This window comes from Mesorhizobium huakuii, assembly GCF_030160235.1.
In the GTDB taxonomy this organism is placed as follows: domain Bacteria; phylum Pseudomonadota; class Alphaproteobacteria; order Rhizobiales; family Rhizobiaceae; genus Mesorhizobium; species Mesorhizobium huakuii.
Map to the genome: position 1 here is coordinate 85,650 of NZ_BSNY01000051.1, position 16,379 is coordinate 102,028.

The 16,379-nt window shown below is 65.1% G+C and carries 12 protein-coding genes; 7 read left to right on the plus strand and 5 right to left on the minus strand.

The features are described from left to right. Window positions 1-13: 13 nt before the first annotated feature. Window positions 14-235, minus strand: coding sequence for a DUF1674 domain-containing protein (locus QQK95_RS26045; protein WP_284277260.1), 222 nt, complete (start codon window positions 233-235; stop codon window positions 14-16). Between the two features lie 105 nt (window positions 236-340). Here QQK95_RS26045 and htpX point away from each other — a divergent pair, with 105 nt between their 5' ends. From htpX to QQK95_RS26060, 3 genes are all read left to right on the plus strand, one after another. Beyond that, the gene (gene htpX / locus QQK95_RS26050) at window positions 341-1,363 is read left to right on the plus strand and encodes a zinc metalloprotease HtpX (protein WP_284277261.1); all 1,023 of its coding nucleotides are present in this window, start codon (window positions 341-343) and stop codon (window positions 1,361-1,363) included. After that, a complete protein-coding gene (locus QQK95_RS26055) occupies window positions 1,354-2,742 on the plus strand; it encodes an RsmB/NOP family class I SAM-dependent RNA methyltransferase (protein WP_284277262.1) in 1,389 nt (462 codons plus the stop codon). The genes htpX and QQK95_RS26055 overlap by 10 nt, the downstream gene beginning before the upstream one ends. 204 nt (window positions 2,743-2,946) lie before the next feature. Continuing rightward, the gene (locus tag QQK95_RS26060; RefSeq protein WP_284277263.1) at window positions 2,947-4,671 is read left to right on the plus strand and encodes a heparinase II/III family protein; all 1,725 of its coding nucleotides are present in this window, start codon (window positions 2,947-2,949) and stop codon (window positions 4,669-4,671) included. A gap of 27 nt (window positions 4,672-4,698) precedes the next feature. On the opposite strand, the gene QQK95_RS26065 is transcribed toward QQK95_RS26060, so the two are convergent. Then, entirely contained in the window at window positions 4,699-5,007 is a 309-nt protein-coding gene (locus tag QQK95_RS26065) for a putative quinol monooxygenase (RefSeq protein WP_284277264.1), read from the minus strand. A gap of 148 nt (window positions 5,008-5,155) precedes the next feature. On the opposite strand from QQK95_RS26065, the gene purH reads away from it, so the two are divergent. Next, window positions 5,156-6,772, plus strand: a complete 1,617-nt coding sequence (gene purH / locus QQK95_RS26070; protein ID WP_284277265.1) for a bifunctional phosphoribosylaminoimidazolecarboxamide formyltransferase/IMP cyclohydrolase — start codon at window positions 5,156-5,158, stop codon at window positions 6,770-6,772. 137 nt (window positions 6,773-6,909) lie between these two features. On the opposite strand, the gene QQK95_RS26075 is transcribed toward purH, so the two are convergent. Both QQK95_RS26075 and QQK95_RS26080 read right to left on the minus strand, forming a co-directional pair. Continuing rightward, on the minus strand, window positions 6,910-8,286 hold the full coding sequence (locus QQK95_RS26075) for an MFS transporter (protein WP_284277266.1): 1,377 nt from the start codon (window positions 8,284-8,286) through the stop codon (window positions 6,910-6,912). A 273-nt stretch (window positions 8,287-8,559) separates the two neighbouring features. Next, window positions 8,560-13,401, minus strand: a complete 4,842-nt coding sequence (locus tag QQK95_RS26080; protein ID WP_284277267.1) for an NAD-glutamate dehydrogenase — start codon at window positions 13,399-13,401, stop codon at window positions 8,560-8,562. A 136-nt stretch (window positions 13,402-13,537) separates the two neighbouring features. Here QQK95_RS26080 and QQK95_RS26085 point away from each other — a divergent pair, with 136 nt between their 5' ends. Both QQK95_RS26085 and QQK95_RS26090 read left to right on the plus strand, forming a co-directional pair. After that, window positions 13,538-14,101, plus strand: coding sequence for a peroxidase-related enzyme (locus QQK95_RS26085; RefSeq protein ID WP_284277268.1), 564 nt, complete (start codon window positions 13,538-13,540; stop codon window positions 14,099-14,101). Between the two features lie 72 nt (window positions 14,102-14,173). Next, complete coding sequence (locus QQK95_RS26090; protein ID WP_284277269.1) at window positions 14,174-14,560, plus strand: YciI family protein; 387 nt, start codon at window positions 14,174-14,176, stop codon at window positions 14,558-14,560. Window positions 14,561-14,581: 21 nt separating this feature from the next. On the opposite strand, the gene QQK95_RS26095 is transcribed toward QQK95_RS26090, so the two are convergent. Further along, window positions 14,582-15,196: a LysE family translocator gene (locus tag QQK95_RS26095; RefSeq protein ID WP_284277270.1), complete on the minus strand. Its 615-nt coding sequence runs from the start codon at window positions 15,194-15,196 to the stop codon at window positions 14,582-14,584. 170 nt (window positions 15,197-15,366) lie between these two features. Here QQK95_RS26095 and QQK95_RS26100 point away from each other — a divergent pair, with 170 nt between their 5' ends. Next, window positions 15,367-16,194, plus strand: coding sequence for an alkaline phosphatase family protein (locus tag QQK95_RS26100; RefSeq protein WP_284277271.1), 828 nt, complete (start codon window positions 15,367-15,369; stop codon window positions 16,192-16,194). Window positions 16,195-16,379: the final 185 nt, after the last annotated feature.

Here is a 16,379-nt window from a genome sequence, read left to right on the forward strand (position 1 = left end):
ATATCAACGCACCCTAGAAGTCGCTGGTCAGGCCTTTGACCTCCCAGTCGCCATAGCGGCCGGGTTCCTTGCCGCCACGGCCGCCGATCTCCTTCGGCAGCTTCGCTTCCTTCTCGCGATACGCGGTACGCCGTGCCTCGGCCTCGGCCAGCGCCCGCCGCGCGGCGGGCGACAGGTCCCTTGCCGGCGCATCGTTATCCGGGCCGGCTGGCGTTTTACTGGTTTCGTCGGTCATGCGATATTCCACGCGGATTGAAACAGCGGCGGGTGTTTCCCATCATATAGCCATGAACCCAAGACGATCGACCCCTTTTCACCATCATTTGGACAGGAGCAGACGATGAACACCCTTCGCACCGCCGTGCTTCTTGCCGCGATGACGGCGCTGTTCATGGGCGTCGGCTTCCTGATCGGCGGTTCGGGCGGCATGATGATAGCGCTGGTGATCGCCGCCGGCACCAATCTCTTCAGCTACTGGAACGCCGACAAGATGGTGCTGTCGATGAACCGCGCCGTCGAGGTCGACGAGAAGAACGCCCCGGAATATTACGCCATCGTCCAGGCGCTGGCCAAGCAGGCCGGGCTGCCGATGCCCAGGACCTACCTGATCGACAACCCGCAGCCCAATGCCTTCGCCACCGGCCGCAATCCGCAGAACGCGGCGGTAGCCGCCTCCACCGGCCTGCTGCAGCGGCTGACCCATGAAGAGGTCGCGGCCGTGATGGCGCACGAGCTCGCCCACGTCCAGCATCGCGACACGCTGACCATGACCATCGTCGCCACCTTTGCCGGCGCCATCTCGATGCTCGGCAATTTCGCCTTCTTCCTCGGCGGCAACCGCGACAACAACAATCCGTTCGGTTTTGTCGGCGTGCTGGCGGCGATGATCGTGGCGCCCTTTGCCGCGATGATCGTGCAGATGGCGGTCAGCCGCACCCGCGAATACGCGGCCGACCGGCGCGGCGCCGAAATCTGTGGACACCCGCTGTGGCTGGCATCGGCGCTTGACAAGATCGCCCGTGGCGCCGAACGCATTCCCAACCTCGATGCGGAGCGCAATCCGGCGATGGCGCATCTCTTCATCATCAATCCCCTGCACGGCGAGCGCATGGACAATCTGTTCTCCACCCACCCGAGCACTGAAAACCGCATCGCCGCGCTGCAGGAAATGGCACGGCAGATGGCAGGCGGCACCACCCAGGCCGCTCCGCGCCCGACACCCGCGCCTCGGCAGGCCGGGGAACAACAGCCGTCCGGCCCGTGGGGCCAGGCCCCTCAGGCAGAACAGCCGGCGGAACCGGCAGCGCCTAAACCCAATCCATGGGGACGCAATCCGACCGGGCCCAAAGGCCGATGGTCGTGAGCGTGGCGGGACCTCGACGCGCGGCTTCAGGCGATCAGGACCATAGAGACGGCGGCGAATTCGTCGCCGGTCTCGCCGCTCGCAAGGCGGCGGCGCGGCTGCTTGCGGCCGTCATCGACGCAAAAACGCCCTTGGATGGCTTGACCGACCACGAAAACGGCCATCCGCAATACAAGGCGCTCGATTTGCGCGACCGTGGCCTGGTGCGGGCCATTCTGGTCACCGCGCTGCGCTTCCGCATGACCATCACGGGGCTGCTGGCGCGGCGCCTGGAGAAGCCGCTGCCGCCCAACGCCACGGCGTTGTCGCACATCTTGCATGTGGCGGCCGCGCAGATCCTGTTCCTCGACATTCCCGACAGCGCCGCCGTCGACCTCGCGGTCACCCACGCCAAGTCCGATCCGCGCACCCAGCGTTTTTCCGGCCTCGTCAACGGTGTGCTGCGCACGCTGGCCCGGGCCAAGGAGACGGAACTGCCCGCCGCCCTTGCCGTCACCGACGAAGCGCCAAAATGGTTTTCCGATCGTCTGAAGACCGCTTATGGCGCCGATAAAGCGAAGCTCATTCTCGCCGCGCACCGTTACGAGGCCCCCGTCGACTTCTCGGTCAAGGCCGATCCCGAACTCTGGGCCGAAAAGCTCGGCGGCATCGTGCTGCCCACCGGCACGGTGCGCGTGGAAAACCTTGCCGGGGCCGTCACCGAACTGCCCGGCTTCGCGGAAGGCGCCTGGTGGGTCCAGGATGCCGCGGCCAGCCTGCCGGCGCGGCTGTTTGGCGATGTCAGCGGATTGCGCGTCGCCGATCTCTGCGCCGCGCCCGGCGGCAAGACCGCCCAGCTGATCCTGGCCGGCGCCAGGGTCACCGCGGTCGACACATCGAAGAACCGGTTGGCGCGGCTGACGCAGAACCTCGACCGCCTCGGCCTCTCAGCCGAGATCGTCCAGGCCGACTTGCTCAAATACGAGCCCACGGAGCTGTTCGATGCGGTGCTGCTCGACGCGCCCTGCTCGTCGACCGGCACGGTGCGCCGGCATCCCGACGTGCCATGGACCAAGACGGCGGCCGATGTCGAAAAGCTCGCCGACCTGCAGAGGCGGTTGCTCGCACGCGCCGTCACGCTGGTCAGGCCTGGTGGCCGGATCGTCTTTTCCAACTGTTCGCTCGACCCGCTCGAAGGCGAAGACCTGCATCGTGCCTTTCTCAAGGACACAGCCGCGGTCGTCGACGATCCGCTGCGGCAAGGCGAGGTCGTCGGCATCGATTCGTTCCTGACGCCGCAAGGTACGCTGCGTACCACGCCCGCCGATCTCCATCTCGGCGCGCCGGAGCGCTCGGGCCTGGACGGCTTCTTCGCCGCGCGCATGCGCCGCGCTCTTTAGAGCAATCTTTCGCGGCCGCGGAACTGCCGCCCTGCGAGTTTCGCCGCAGCGACAAGAGGCCATAAGTCGCGGCAGACGCGACTTTTTTAGGGACGATCCCGGCCACGGCCGGGTGAGGTGGGTCGGTTTAAAGAAATCCGCCTTCGCATAAGTTCTTGAATCATATAAGCTTGCGCTGGGATAGAGGACGGATCAGGAGGGCTTTTGGCACTGGCTGCCAGCAACACGACGCGTCTGTGGACGCTTGTCGCGAAGGAGTTCTGGCGCAAGACGCGCCGGCGCTTGCGCGCCGGACCGGTCTATCGCTGGCGCTATTCCGGCCGCACGCCCGAACGCGTGCTGATCGCGCCGCCGGATCTGCGGCTGGCCGACCCGCAGATCGCGCTCGAGATCTATTACGGCCGGTATCCGCTGTCGGGGCACCTCGTCGAGACCGGCGGCAAGTCGCCATTCCAGATCAACGTGCCCAATCATGGCTGGCAAAAGACGCTGCATGGCTTTCGCTGGCTGCGCCACATGCGCGCCGCCGGCACCGAACTTGCCGCCGCCAATGCGCGGGCCCTGGTGTCCGACTGGATCGCCATGCACGGAAACAACATCGCCGGCATCGCCTGGGAGCCCGGCACGACGGCAAAGCGCATCATTGCCTGGCTGCAGCATTCCTCCGTCGTGCTGCAGGGCGCCGAATTCCCCTTCTACCGCGCCTTCCTGAAATCGCTGGCCGTCCAGATCCGCTACCTCAGGTCGATGGCACGTGAAATGCCCGACGGCAAGGACCGGCTGCGCGCCCGCATAGCACTTGCCTTCGCCGCCCTTTCCCTGCCGGCGCCGGCATCGGCGCTGCGCGGCGCCACCCGCAACCTCGCCGAGGAACTCAACCGCCAGATCCTCGCCGATGGCGGCCATATCTCACGCAATCCAATGTCGGTGCTCGAAATCCTCGCCGACCTTCTGCCGCTGCGCCAGACCTATGCCAACCAGGCGGAAACCCCGCCGCAGGCGCTGATCGGCGCCATCGACCGCATGCTGCCGGCGCTGCGCTTCTTCCGCCACCAGGATGGCAGCCTCGCCCGCTTCAACGGCATGGGCGCCACCATTCATGACCGCATCGCCACCATATTGCGGCATGACGACACCGCCGGCGCGCCGCTGCTGCACGCGCCGCATTCGGGCTATGAGCGGCTGTCGATGGGTGGCGTCACCGTCATCGCCGACACCGGCCTGCCGCCGCCGGTCGATGTTTCCAACGCGGCGCACGCCGGTTGCCTCGCCTTCGAACTGTCGTCCGGCCGCCAGCACTACATCGTCAATGCCGGCATCGACACCTATGGCGCCGCCGAGTTCCGGCCGCTGGCGCGCGCCACCGCCGCGCACTCGACCGCCACCATCAACGACACCTCGTCGGCGCGCTTCAGCCATTCGCTGCGCGTCAACGACCTGCTGGGTTCGCCGCTGATCGGCGGTCCGCAGCATGTGCAGTGCAAGCGCATCGACCAGAAGGGCGTCCAGGGCTTCATCGCCCGCCATGACGGCTATGTCCCGCGCTTCGGCTTCCTGCACGAGCGCGAGCTTAAGCTGTCGTCGAACGGCAATGTGCTGGCCGGCAGGGACCGGTTCCTGCGGCCGGGCAATGCCGCGATCCGCAACAATGGTCGGGACTTCATCACCGTGCGCTTCCACGTCCATCCCGACATCAGCCTGCTGCAGGATGAGCACGACCGCCTGGTGCTGACCGCCGACCAGGCCGACAGCTGGGTGTTCACCTCAAGCGAAGTGGTGCCGGAGGTCGAGGAATCGATCTATTTCGCCGGTCTTGGCGGCCCGCGCCGCAGCCGGCAGATCGTGCTTGCCTTCAAGGCGTCCGACGTATCCGAGGTCCACTGGCAGCTGACGCGCACCAGCATTGCCGGCTACCCGGAAAACAACTGATTTGCCGCGCGAAGGCGGGCGGCCCGCTCAAGCCTGCTGTGCGATACCGAAGGCGTCATAAGTGCTGAGCATCGGCGGACCGGCGAAGGCGAAACGGATCTTGTCGACCATCGCCGCCGCCTGACCGCTGCGGTCGTAGCGCTCCGCGTCCTCGACCGTGCTCCAGACAGTGATCGCCATGAACGTGTCGCGCGCCTGATGCTGCTGCAAGAGCACTGCGCTGATGTTGCCGTTTGCGGCGCGGATAGCGGGGATCGCTTCGGTTTCGTAGATCGCCCGCAACCGCTCCGTCGTATCCGGCAACGCCCTGAACTGGCCAATACGGACAAATGCCATCAATGTTCCTCCATCGCGAGGCGATCAGCCTATACCCCAGGCCGGCAAATTGCATATCAAACAGTCGAATGGTGCACGGCGCTTGATTTCCTGATGTCATGTGCTACGGCGCGGGCTTGCCCCTCCAGCCGTGAAAGGCCGCCAGCCCATGGCCGTCGCCGCCAAGAACATTCCCGCCCCGGACCTCGTTCCCGTACGCCGTGCCTTGCTTTCGGTGTTCGACAAGACCGGCCTCATCGACTTCGCCAGGGCATTGGCCGCGGCCGGTGTCGAACTGGTCTCGACCGGCGGCACCGCCAAGGCGATCGCCGAGGCCGGCCTGGCGGTGCGCGACGTCTCCGAACTCACCGGCTTCCCCGAGATCATGGACGGCCGCGTCAAGACGCTGCATCCTTCCGTGCATGGCGCGCTGCTTGGCGTGCGCGACGACCCCGAGCATGCGGCGGCGATGCGCAAATACGGCATCGAGCCGATCGATCTCCTCGTCTCCAATCTCTATCCGTTCGAGGAAGTCCGCCGCTCCGGCGCCGACTATGCCGCCATCGTCGAGAACATCGACATAGGCGGCCCGGCGATGATCCGCGCCTCGGCCAAAAACCACGCCTATGTCGCCATCGTCACCGATCCGGGCGACTATGCCTCGGTGCTGAACGCGCTGGAAATGAACATCGGCTCGCTGTCGCTGGATTTCCGCAAGAAGCTGGCGGCCAAGGCCTTTGCCCGCACCGCCAGCTACGACGCGGCGATTTCCAACTGGTTCGCCGAGGCGCTGGAGATCGAGCATCCGACCTGGCGCGCCTTTGGCGGCAGGCTGACCGAAGTGATGCGCTACGGTGAAAACCCGCACCAGAGCGCCGGCTTCTACGTCAATGGCGACAAGCGCCCCGGTGTCGCCACGGCGCGGCAGTTGCAGGGCAAGCAGCTCTCCTACAACAACATCAACGATACCGACGCCGCCTTCGAACTGGCCGGCGAATTCGATCCGGCCCGCTCCGCCGCCGTGGCGATCATCAAGCACGCCAACCCGTGCGGCGTCGCCGAGGGCACCTCGCTGAAATCAGCCTATGCCAAGGCGCTCGCCTGCGACCCGGTCTCGGCTTTCGGCGGCATCGTCGCTCTGAATCGCACCCTCGATGCCGAAGCGGCGGAGGACATCGTGAAGACCTTCACCGAGGTGATCATCGCCCCCGATGCGACGGACGAGGCCGCGGCGATCGTTGCCGCGAAGAAGAACCTGCGCCTGCTGGTCACCGGCGGCTTGCCCGACCCGCGCTCGCCCGGCACGACGGTCAAGTCCGTTGCCGGCGGCCTGCTTGTCCAGGGCCGTGACAACGCCGTGGTCGACGATCTCGAACTGAAAGTGGTGACCAAGCGCGCGCCAACGCCGGCGGAGATGGCCGATCTCAAATTCGCCTTCCGCGTCGCCAAGCACGTCAAGTCGAACGCCATCGTCTATGCGAAGGACGGCGCCACCGTCGGCATCGGCGCCGGTCAGATGAGCCGCGTCGATTCCTCCCGCATCGCCGCCCGCAAGGCGCTCGACGCGGCCGAGGCTGCGGGCATGGCTGAGCCATTGACCAAGGGCTCGGTCGTCGCCTCCGATGCCTTCTTCCCCTTCGCCGACGGTCTGCTTGCCGCGGTCGCCGCCGGCGCCACCGCCGTCATCCAGCCGGGCGGCTCGATGAACGACAAGGACGTCATCGCCGCCGCCGATGAACACGGCATCGCGATGGTGTTTACGGGCGTGCGGCATTTCCGGCACTGAGCGCGTTTACCCTCCCCTCGATGGGGAGAGTCGGTGCGCTCGCTTGCGAGCGCGCCAGGGTGGGGTGATGGCGCTGACCTCCACCCCGCTCCGCTTCGCGGATCGACCCTCCCCACAAGGGGGAAGGGAAAGTGGCGCTATTCCGCCGGCCGATCCGCCGGATACGGCGTCCTGACCAGGATCGCCATGCCGATGCCGAGGAACAGGATGATCACGGCCATGCCGAGCCGCGCCGAGCCGGAGAGCGCGGTGATGGTCGCCACCAGGAACGGCGCCAGGAAGCTGGTTGCCCGGCCGGCCAGCGCGTAGATGCCGAAATAGCGGCCGGATTCCGCCGCTGTCACGCTGCGCGCCATGTAGGAGCGCGACGAAGCCTGCACCGGGCCGAAGGCGAGCCCGATCAGCAGGCCATACATGATGTAGGCCTTTTCGGCCGCCGTGCCGAACAGGCCGCCAGAATCGGTGGTCGGCAGCTGGATCAGGCCGAGCAGCGTGAAGCCTGGGCCGGTCGAGACGACGCCGATGGTGGCGACCGACAGCATGACCAGCGCGATCATCACCACGGCCTTGGAGCCGAGCGCGGTGTCGAGGCGCGCCGCGATCCAGCAACCGAAGATGGCGACGACATTGAGGATGATGCCGAACATGCCGATCTCGGTGATCGACCACTGGAACATGCCTGCCGCGAACGTGCCGCCGAGCGCCAGCAACGCGTTGACGCCGTCCTGGTAGATCATGCGGGCGACGAGGAAGCGGAAGATGCCGCCGCGCCTGCGCACCTCGGCCAGCGTCGATTTCAGTTCCGACCGGCCCTCGCGCACCGCCGGCCCGATCGGAATGCCCTTGATGGCGTCCGGCGTGAAGAAGAACATCGGCAGGATGAACAGGAAATACCAGCCGGCCGACAGCGGCCCGGTGGCACGCGCATCCTCGCCGAGCTTCGGGTCGAGCCCGAACAGCGGGTCGATGCCTATGATCGTCTTGCCGGTCTCCGGTGAGCCGGCGAGGCAGGTGACGACGAAGATCAGCGCGATCATGCCGCCGAGATAGCCGAGACCCCAGGCCGTGTTGGAGATGCGGCCGATCTCGCTCTTCGGCACCAGCCGCGGCATCATCGAATCGTTGAAAACGGTGGAGAATTCCGCCGCCACCGAAGCCAGCGAAAACAGCGCCACGATCAGGAACAGGTTCGAGCCGGGTGCGGCGAACCAGAGCAAGGCGAGACTGGTGATCTTGATCGCGGCGAAGAAGGCGATCCAAGGCTTGCGCGGTCCGGTCTGATCGGCGATCGAACCGAGGATCGGCGACAGCACGGCGATGACCAAGCCTGCCGCGGCGATGCCGTAGCCCCAGACCGCCTGGCCGGTGTTGGGATCGCCAGCCATGCGCGAGACGAAATAGGGACCGAAGATGAAGGTGGTGACGACCGTGAAGAACGGCTGCGCCGCCCAGTCGAAGAACATCCAACCCCAGATGCCGCGCCCGGACGCCCGCTGCACTGTCTCTACCGCCATGATGATTCCCTCGGCCCCACCCGCGTCGGGCGCCATGTCTGCATGTTTCTCATGCGCATGCAAATGACAAGCGTCGCGCCGCCCCTCATTGTCCTGCCGGACATTTCGCCCCGTATAGTGACGGGGAGAAGACGCTGTCGCGAAGGTTTTCGCCAATTGTCGACGCCGCAGAATGAGTGCCGGCCTTGCGACCAGTTCCCTTCTTCCCGTCAACATACGGGGGAAGGTGGCGGCAGCCGGATGAGACGGCGGCGCCAACCTCCGCAAGAACCCTCACATCCCGGTCAGATCGCTCATCAGCCCGGACGCCACGGACAGGCGCGACACGGTGATGTCGCCGCCTTCGGTCAGCGCTTGTAGCCGCTCGCGGATGCGCGCCACCCGTTCGCCGCCCGCTTCCAGCCAGGTGGCCACTGGATCGGCCGCCTTGGCATGACCGGTGAGTGCCGCCACCGCGATGCCGCGCCGCGCAGCGCCAATCGTGTCGGTGGCGCGCGACAAAGCGAGCTGATCATAATAGTCCGATGGGGTGATCGAGCGCGCGGCGTCCTCGACGCGCGGGATGCGGAAAGCGTCGCTGACCGCGAAGAACGCTCGTGCGGCCGCGACGATGTCGGCGCCGGCGGTGCGCGCCGTCAGCGCGATGTCCGGGATGAGTTCCGCCATCTCGCTCAAAGCCAGCTGCTCGGCCAGCCTTTCCGGCGCGCCGGCCTTGAACAGCCCGTGCCTCTTCTCCTCGATCCGCTCGCGCGAGAAAGCCGGCAGCAGTGAAGCGAGCTTCGGCTCCAGCGCCTTGCGCGCGTCCTGCAACTCGGCGATGCGCTGGCCGAGCGGCGCCGTGCCGGCATCGTTCTTGAGGTACCAGCCGCTGGTCACATAGATCAGCCGGCTGACCATCTGGTAGAGATCGAGCTGCACCTGGCCGTCGACCTGGTTGTCGAGCGCGTCGATCTCGCTATAGAGCGCCGGCAGCGCAAAGCCGTCACGCACCACGGCGAAGGTGCGCACCACATCGGCGGCGGTGCGCCCCGTGGCTTCCTGCAGCCGGTTGACGAAGGACGGGCCGCCGCGATTGACCAGGTCGTTGGCGACGACGCGGGCGATGATCTCGCGGCGCAGCCTGTGGCCGTGGATTTCGGCGGCGTATTTCTTTGCCATCCGGTCCGGGAAATAGCCCATCAGGTCACGGTCGAAATGCGCATCGTCTGGCACGTCGCTGGCGACGATGTCGGAAAACAGCACGATCTTGGCATAGGCAAGCAGCACGCCGAGTTCGGCCCTGGTCAGCGGCTCGCCACGCGCCTCACGCTCGGCGAGGGCCGCCGCCGACGGCAGCGTCTCCACGGCACGGTCGAGCAGGCCGCGCGCCTCGAGCGCCGACATGAAGCGGGCCTGATGCGCGATGTCGGCGAGGCCGCGCTTGCGGGCGATCGAAAGCGCCAGCGTCTGCTGGTAGTTGTTGGACAGCACAAGCCCGCCGACCTCGCCGGTCATCTCGGCCAGCAGCTTGTTGCGGGCCGGGCGCGTCAGCGATCCCTTGCGCATGGCCGACGCCAGCGCGATCTTGATGTTGACCTCGACGTCGGAGCAGTTGACGCCGCCCGAATTGTCGATGGCGTCGGAATTGCAGCGGCCGCCATTCATGCCGAACTCGATGCGCGCCCGCTGCGTGACGCCAAGATTGGCGCCTTCGCCGATCACCTTGGCGCGCACGTCGAGCGCGGTGATGCGGATGGCGTCATTGGCGCGGTCGCCGACCTCGGCATTGGTTTCGGTGGAGGCCCTCAAGTAAGTGCCGATGCCGCCGAACCACAGGAGGTCGACCGGCGCCTTGAGGATGGCGGTCATGATCTCGGCCGGCGTTGCGGTCGTCTTGGCAAGGCCGATCGCCGCCGCGGCGGCCGCCGGCAAGGTGATCGCCTTCTGGCTGCGCGAAACGATGATGCCGCCTTCCGACAGCTTCGTCTTGTCATAGTCTTGCCAGCTCGAACGCGGCAGCGCGAACATGCGCTCGCGCTCGGCCATCGAGGCCGCCATGTCGGGATCGGGATCGATGAAGATGTCGCGATGGTCGAAGGCGGCGATCAGCCTTGTCTTCGGCGACAAAAGCATGCCGTTGCCGAACACGTCGCCCGACATGTCACCGACGCCGACGACGCTGAAGGGCGAGGTCTGGATGTCGCGGTTGATCTCGCGGAAATGCCGCTTGACCGCTTCCCAGGCGCCCTTGGCGGTGATGCCCATCTTCTTGTGGTCATAGCCGGCCGAGCCGCCGCTGGCGAAGGCGTCGTCGAGCCAGAAGCCATGCTTCTCGGAGATGGCGTTGGCGGTGTCGGAGAAGGTCGCCGTGCCCTTGTCGGCGGCGACGACGAAATAGGGATCGTCCTGGTCGCGCCTGACGACGCCGGCCGGCGGAATGACCCCGTCCAGCCCGATATTGTCGGTGATCGACAAAAGGCTCGAGACGAAATTCTTGTAGGCCGAGGTGCCCGCCTCGAAGATCGCGTCGCGGCTGCCGCCCGCCGGCAGGCGCTTGGGAAAGAAGCCGCCCTTGGCGCCGACCGGCACGATGACGGCGTTCTTGACCTGCTGCGCCTTGACCAGGCCGAGCACCTCGGTGCGGTAGTCCTGGGCGCGGTCCGACCAGCGCAGGCCGCCACGCGCCACCGGGCCGAAGCGCAGATGCACGCCCTCGACCTCGGAACCATAGACGAAGATCTCGCGCCATGGCCGTGGCGCCGGCAGTCCCTCGATCGCCTGTGATTCGAGCTTGATCGCCAGCGACTGGCCCTTCTCGTTCGTATCGGCAACGAAATGATTGGTGCGCAGCGAGGCCTCGATCAGATTGAGGTAGCGGCGGATGATGGTGTCGTCGTCGATGTTGGGCACATCCTCCAGCGCGTCCTTGATCTTGGCCTTGAGGTGCTTTGCCGCCACCACGCCCTCGGTTTCCGCCGTCGGGCCGAGGCGGGCGATGAACAGCGCGTGGAGGCCGCGCGCGATCTCGGGATAGCGGTTGAGGGCGGCGGCGATGAAATCCTGGCTTTGCGGAATGCCGACCTGCTGCAGATAGCGGCCATAGGCGCGCAGGATGGTGATTTCGCTGGACCACAGGCCGGCGGTCTGGGCGAGGCCATTATAGCCGTCATTGTCGACGTCGCCACGCCAGACAGCAAGGAATGCGTCCTCGAACAGCGCCCCATGATCACCAAGCTCGATCGGCTTGCCGTAGCTGTTCTCCAGTTCCATGTCGTGGATGAAGACCATGCCGGGCTGATCACTGGTGATCATGCCGGGCTGACCACCGTTGGTCATGCCGGTCGCGTCGTCGCCGACCTCGAAGGTGCGCTCGCTGATGACGCGGAAGCCGATATTTTCCAGCACCGGCACGCGCCGCGACAGCGCCACCGGGCTGCCGTGGTGATAGATCTTCAGCGCCGCCTGGTGCGGCTTCTGCTCGCCATGGCGGTAATAGTCGATGGCGATCGGATTGGCGGCGCTGATCCTGGCGATGCGCTCGGCATCGGCCAGCGCCACGGCCGGCGAGAAACTATCGCGATAGCTTTCGGAGAACCGCGCGGCGATCGCCGTCCGTGCCGGATCGGCTCCAGTCTCGGCCGCTGTTTCCCGAAGCGCGTCGTCCCAGGTGCGGACAATGTCGCGGATCGCTTCCTCGATCGTCGCCTGTTCGATCTTCGGCGTCTTGCCGCCGGATCGGCCGATGATGAAATGCACCCGCGCCAGACCGCCTTCCGGAAAGGCCGGGTAGTAGGCCGACAGCCGCCCCTCGAACGCCGTTTTCAGATAGGCGCCGATCTTCTCGCGCACGACGCTGTCGTAACGGTCGCGTGGCACGAAGACGAGGATCGAGACGAAGCGGTCGAACTGGTCGGCACGCACCAGCGCCCTGACGCGGGGACGCTCCACCAGGCCCAGAATAGCCTCGGCGTGCTTGCGCAAGATCGGCACCGGGACCTGGAACAGTTCGTCGCGCGGATAGCTCTCCAGCACGTTGATCAGCGCCTTGCCGGAATGATCCCCCGGATTGAAGCCGGATTTGGCGATGATGGTTTCGGCCTTGGACCGCAGATACGGTATCTTCATCACCGAGCGCGTGTAGGCGGTCGAGGTGAACAGGCCGACGATGCGCAGTTCGCCCGACAGCACGCCCTTGGCGGTGTAGGTCTTGACGCCGATGTAGTCGAGATAGATGCGGCGGTGCACGGAAGATTTGGCATTGGCCTTGGTGACGATCAGCGGCTCCGGCCCATGCAGGAAGGCGCGAATCTCGGGCGTTGTCGTCACCGCTTCGGTGCCGCGCCGCAGCACCAGCACGTCGGGATCGGACAGGATGCCGAGGCCGGGCTTGTCGGCGCGCTCCAGCATGCCGCTCTTTTCGCTGCCGGTGTATTTGAACTCGCGCATGCCGAGGAAGGTGAAATTGTCGTCCCGCAGCCATTCGAGGAAGGCTATCGCCTCGGTGACGCTGGTCTTGTCGAGCGGCACCGGCGAGTAGCGGAATTCGGAGATCGCCTGGTCGAGGCGGGCCAGCATCGGCTTCCAGTCGGTCACGGCGGCGCGAACCTGGCCGAGCAGCTTCCTCAGTCGACCGGCCAAGGCTTCGGCCTGGTCGGGTGGCAGGCGGCCGATATGGACATGGATCACGCTCAGCCGGTCATGGGCGGTGTCACCCTTGGCGGGACCGCCATCACCGAGGATTTCCTCGACGCCGCCCTTGCCGTGCTTGACGACGATCACCGGATGGGTGACCAGCAAAGGCTCGCCGGCGCTGTCGGTGATCTCGCCGAGGACGGAATCGAACAGGAACGGCATGTTGTCGTTGACGACGGTGATCACCGTCACCGGGCGGCCTTGGCGGACGACGCCGGAATCGACATCTATGGCAACGACGCAGTCGCCCTTCTTGTGCCTGGCGACAGCGCGCCCGGCGAGATCGGCGGCGCGCACGAGATCGGCGACGTCATAGGCGGCAATGTCTTCGGCTGGAGCTCGGGCCAGCAGGTAGTCGGCGAGCTTGCCGGACTTGTCTTCCGCCTTTGCCGCTCCCTTTGCCGCGCTCTTTTTTGGCGGATTTGCGGTTTTTGGACTGGCCATGACGCTATTCCCTCCCGTCGAATGCTTTTACGGCTATCGTAGCAGATGACCGCTGTTTGGCGACAAAGGTTTGACGGCTTGCCGAGAATTATCGGAATTCGGCGACAAGCCGTCGTCCAACGAGGAGAAACGACCCATGACCGGCAAAATTTCAGCGCTTGACCTGGCTTCGGGAGAGCTGAGCGAGCCGACAAGGGCCTATTTCGCCAAATGCGAGGAGAAGCTCGGCCTCGTTCCCAACGTGCTCAAGGCCTATGCCTTCGACGACAAGAAACTGCGCGCCTTCACTGACATGTACAACGACCTGATGCTGGGCGATTCGGGCCTGTCGAAGCTGGAGCGCGAGATGATTGCCGTTGTCGTGTCCTCCATCAACCATTGCTACTACTGCCTGACGGCGCATGGCGCCGCGGTGCGCCAGCTGTCCGGCGACCCGGCGCTTGGCGAGATGATGGTGATGAATTTCCGCGCCGCCGATCTTTCGCCGAGGCAGACCGCGATGCTCGAATTCGCCGTCAAGCTGACCGAGCAGCCGGCCAAGATCGTCGAGGCCGACCGGGCCGCGCTGCGCAAGGCCGGCTTCGGCGACCGCGACATCTGGGACATCGCCTCGACCGCGGCCTTCTTCAACATGTCGAACCGGGTAGCCGCGGCAATCGACATGCGGCCGAACGACGAATACCACGCCATGGCGCGGTGAGGCTCGGGAGCCTCAACCGCGCCTTGTATTAGTCATCTCTCATTTCCGTTGCGTGTTTGCCGGTTTGGTCCGATGATCGGCAGGCGGCATGACCGCATGCCGGTTCAATGCCGCTCACAACGGGAGGAGAACATGGCGAAATTTCTCTATGTCTATCACGGCTCCGGCAAGATGCCGACGAGCGAAGCCGAGCGAAAGGCGATGACCGACGCCTGGACAGGCTGGTTTGGAAAGCTTGGCTCGGCCGTTGTCGATCCAGGCAATCCGGTCGGCATGTCGAAGACCGTCCTGCCTGGCGGCAAGATAGAAAACAACGGCGGCAGCAACCCGACCGGCGGCTACTCGATCATCGAGGCCAGGGACATCGACGAGGCCGCCGAAAAGGCCAAGGGCTGCCCGATGCTGGCCATGCCGAACTGCAACGTCGAGATCGCACCGATCATCAATATGATGGCCTGACGCCTCGGCTCAGGATCATGCTCAAGACCGCGCCGCGATCGCCGCCGCGGCGCCGGCCATCGTGGTGGCGCTGACGCGGTTGGCGATCTTCATGGCGCGCTTGCTCTTCAAGAGCTTGCGCGCCTGCGCGGCGGCGAGCACCCAGGCGAGATCGATGGCGATCAAAACCACCGCCATGGTCGCCGTCAGCTCGACCCAGCCGACGACGCTGACCGAGGCAAGGTCGATGATGGTCGGCAGCAGCGCCAGGTAGAACATCATGATCTTGGGGTTGCCGAGCGTCACCGCCATGCCGGCGAAGAACAGCTTCACGGCTGAATCCTCGCGCGGCATCTCGCCCTGTTGGGCATCGACAGGCGCCGTCCACATCTTCCAGGCTAGGTAGGCGAGATAGGCGACACCCGCCCATTTCACCACGACAAAGGCGAAGTGAAAGGTCTGCGCCACCACGGCCAGACCGAACACCGCCAGCGACAGCCAGATGCCCTCGCCGATCCACATGGCGAGCAGGAATGGGAACACGTCGCGAAAGCCCTTCGCGATGACGCGTGCGACCAGTGCGGCGATCGACGGGCCAGGCGAGCCTGCGGCAACGAACAAGGCGGCGGCGAATATCAGGAGCGAGGCAAGATGCATGGCATGGCCTTCCAAGCGGTTGAAGGGCCGACGATATCCGATCGAGATCACCGCTTGCAACGTCGGTGGTGGCAGATCCCAGACCGGCTCAGCGTTTGGCCATGCCTTGACTGCCATGCCTGACTTGCAGTCAGGTTGATCTTGGCTCGCGGGCGGGAGGAGGAGTTTTCGTGGTCGTGCAAAGTTGGCGCGTGGTCGTTCGACGGTTCTCCAAGCTGGCTGTCCTGGTGGCCATCATGGCGCTGAGCGGAGTGCCCCAGGCTGTCGCATCGTCGAGAAAGCCGCCGAAATATGATCACGTCGTTGTCGTGCTCATGGAGAACCATACCTTTGAGCAGATTTCCCTGGCGGGGCGAACTGCACCCTATTTGAACAGGTTGGCAAGAGATGGCGCATTGTTCGAGCGGTCCTACGGGGTTGCCCACCCCAGCCAACCCAATTACCTCGCGCTGTTCAGTGGCCTGACACAAGACGTCCATGACGATGGCATGCACAGTCTGGCCGGGCCGAACCTGGCCGCTCGTCTTCGGGCTCACGGCAAGACGTTTGCGGGCTACGTCGAAGCCGGATCGCCGCGGAAACACAATCCCTGGGAATCGTTTGCGGATACAAAGGGTTTCGAGAGGTCCCTGGCCCAGTTCCCTCGCGACTATGCGAAGCTGCCATCGGTCAGCTTCGTAATCCCCAATCTCAAAAATGACATGCATGACGGCACGATAGAGGCAGCCGACACCTGGTTGAAAAGTCATCTTGGAAGTTATGCCGTTTGGTCGAAGAAAAACCGCAGCCTTTTGATAGTGACGTTCGATGAGGATGACTATCATACAGCGAACCATATATTCACCGTGTTCTACGGATTTGGAATTGAACGGGGGCGCTACGCTGAAAAGATCGATCACTATTCGGTCCTGCGAACCATTGAAGACATAGAGAGCGTACCTCCGCTGGGCACCAGCGTCATCAGATCGGTGATCGCAAGTGGTTGGAACCGACGCTAGTTTCCCACCGGACGTCTCCAAATGATCGCCCCCGAGTAAAGTCGGAAGCCGTCATTCGTTGAAAGTTTCCGCCTCCCTTGCCGTCCTCGTCGGCTACGGCTAGAAGACCCGCCGCGAAACATTTTCGAGCTTCACTTTGCCTCAGTAACCGCCGGTCTCGTCAACTCCCCCGACACACTCGCATG

Bases quoted from the DNA above. Each gene is read 5' to 3' on its own strand.
- QQK95_RS26075 (WP_284277266.1), bottom strand. From the start codon at position 8,286: ATGGCGGTAGAGACAGTGCAGCGGGCGTCCGGGCGCGGCATCTGGGGT.
- QQK95_RS26095 (WP_284277270.1), bottom strand. From the start codon at position 15,196: ATGCATCTTGCCTCGCTCCTGATATTCGCCGCCGCCTTGTTCGTTGCC.
- QQK95_RS26065 (WP_284277264.1), bottom strand. From the start codon at position 5,007: ATGGCATTTGTCCGTATTGGCCAGTTCAGGGCGTTGCCGGATACGACG.
- htpX (WP_284277261.1), top strand. From the start codon at position 341: ATGAACACCCTTCGCACCGCCGTGCTTCTTGCCGCGATGACGGCGCTG.
- purH (WP_284277265.1), top strand. From the start codon at position 5,156: ATGGCCGTCGCCGCCAAGAACATTCCCGCCCCGGACCTCGTTCCCGTA.
- QQK95_RS26055 (WP_284277262.1), top strand. From the start codon at position 1,354: ATGGTCGTGAGCGTGGCGGGACCTCGACGCGCGGCTTCAGGCGATCAG.
- QQK95_RS26090 (WP_284277269.1), top strand. From the start codon at position 14,174: ATGATCGGCAGGCGGCATGACCGCATGCCGGTTCAATGCCGCTCACAA.
- QQK95_RS26045 (WP_284277260.1), bottom strand. From the start codon at position 235: ATGACCGACGAAACCAGTAAAACGCCAGCCGGCCCGGATAACGATGCG.
- QQK95_RS26085 (WP_284277268.1), top strand. From the start codon at position 13,538: ATGACCGGCAAAATTTCAGCGCTTGACCTGGCTTCGGGAGAGCTGAGC.
- QQK95_RS26080 (WP_284277267.1), bottom strand. From the start codon at position 13,401: ATGGCCAGTCCAAAAACCGCAAATCCGCCAAAAAAGAGCGCGGCAAAG.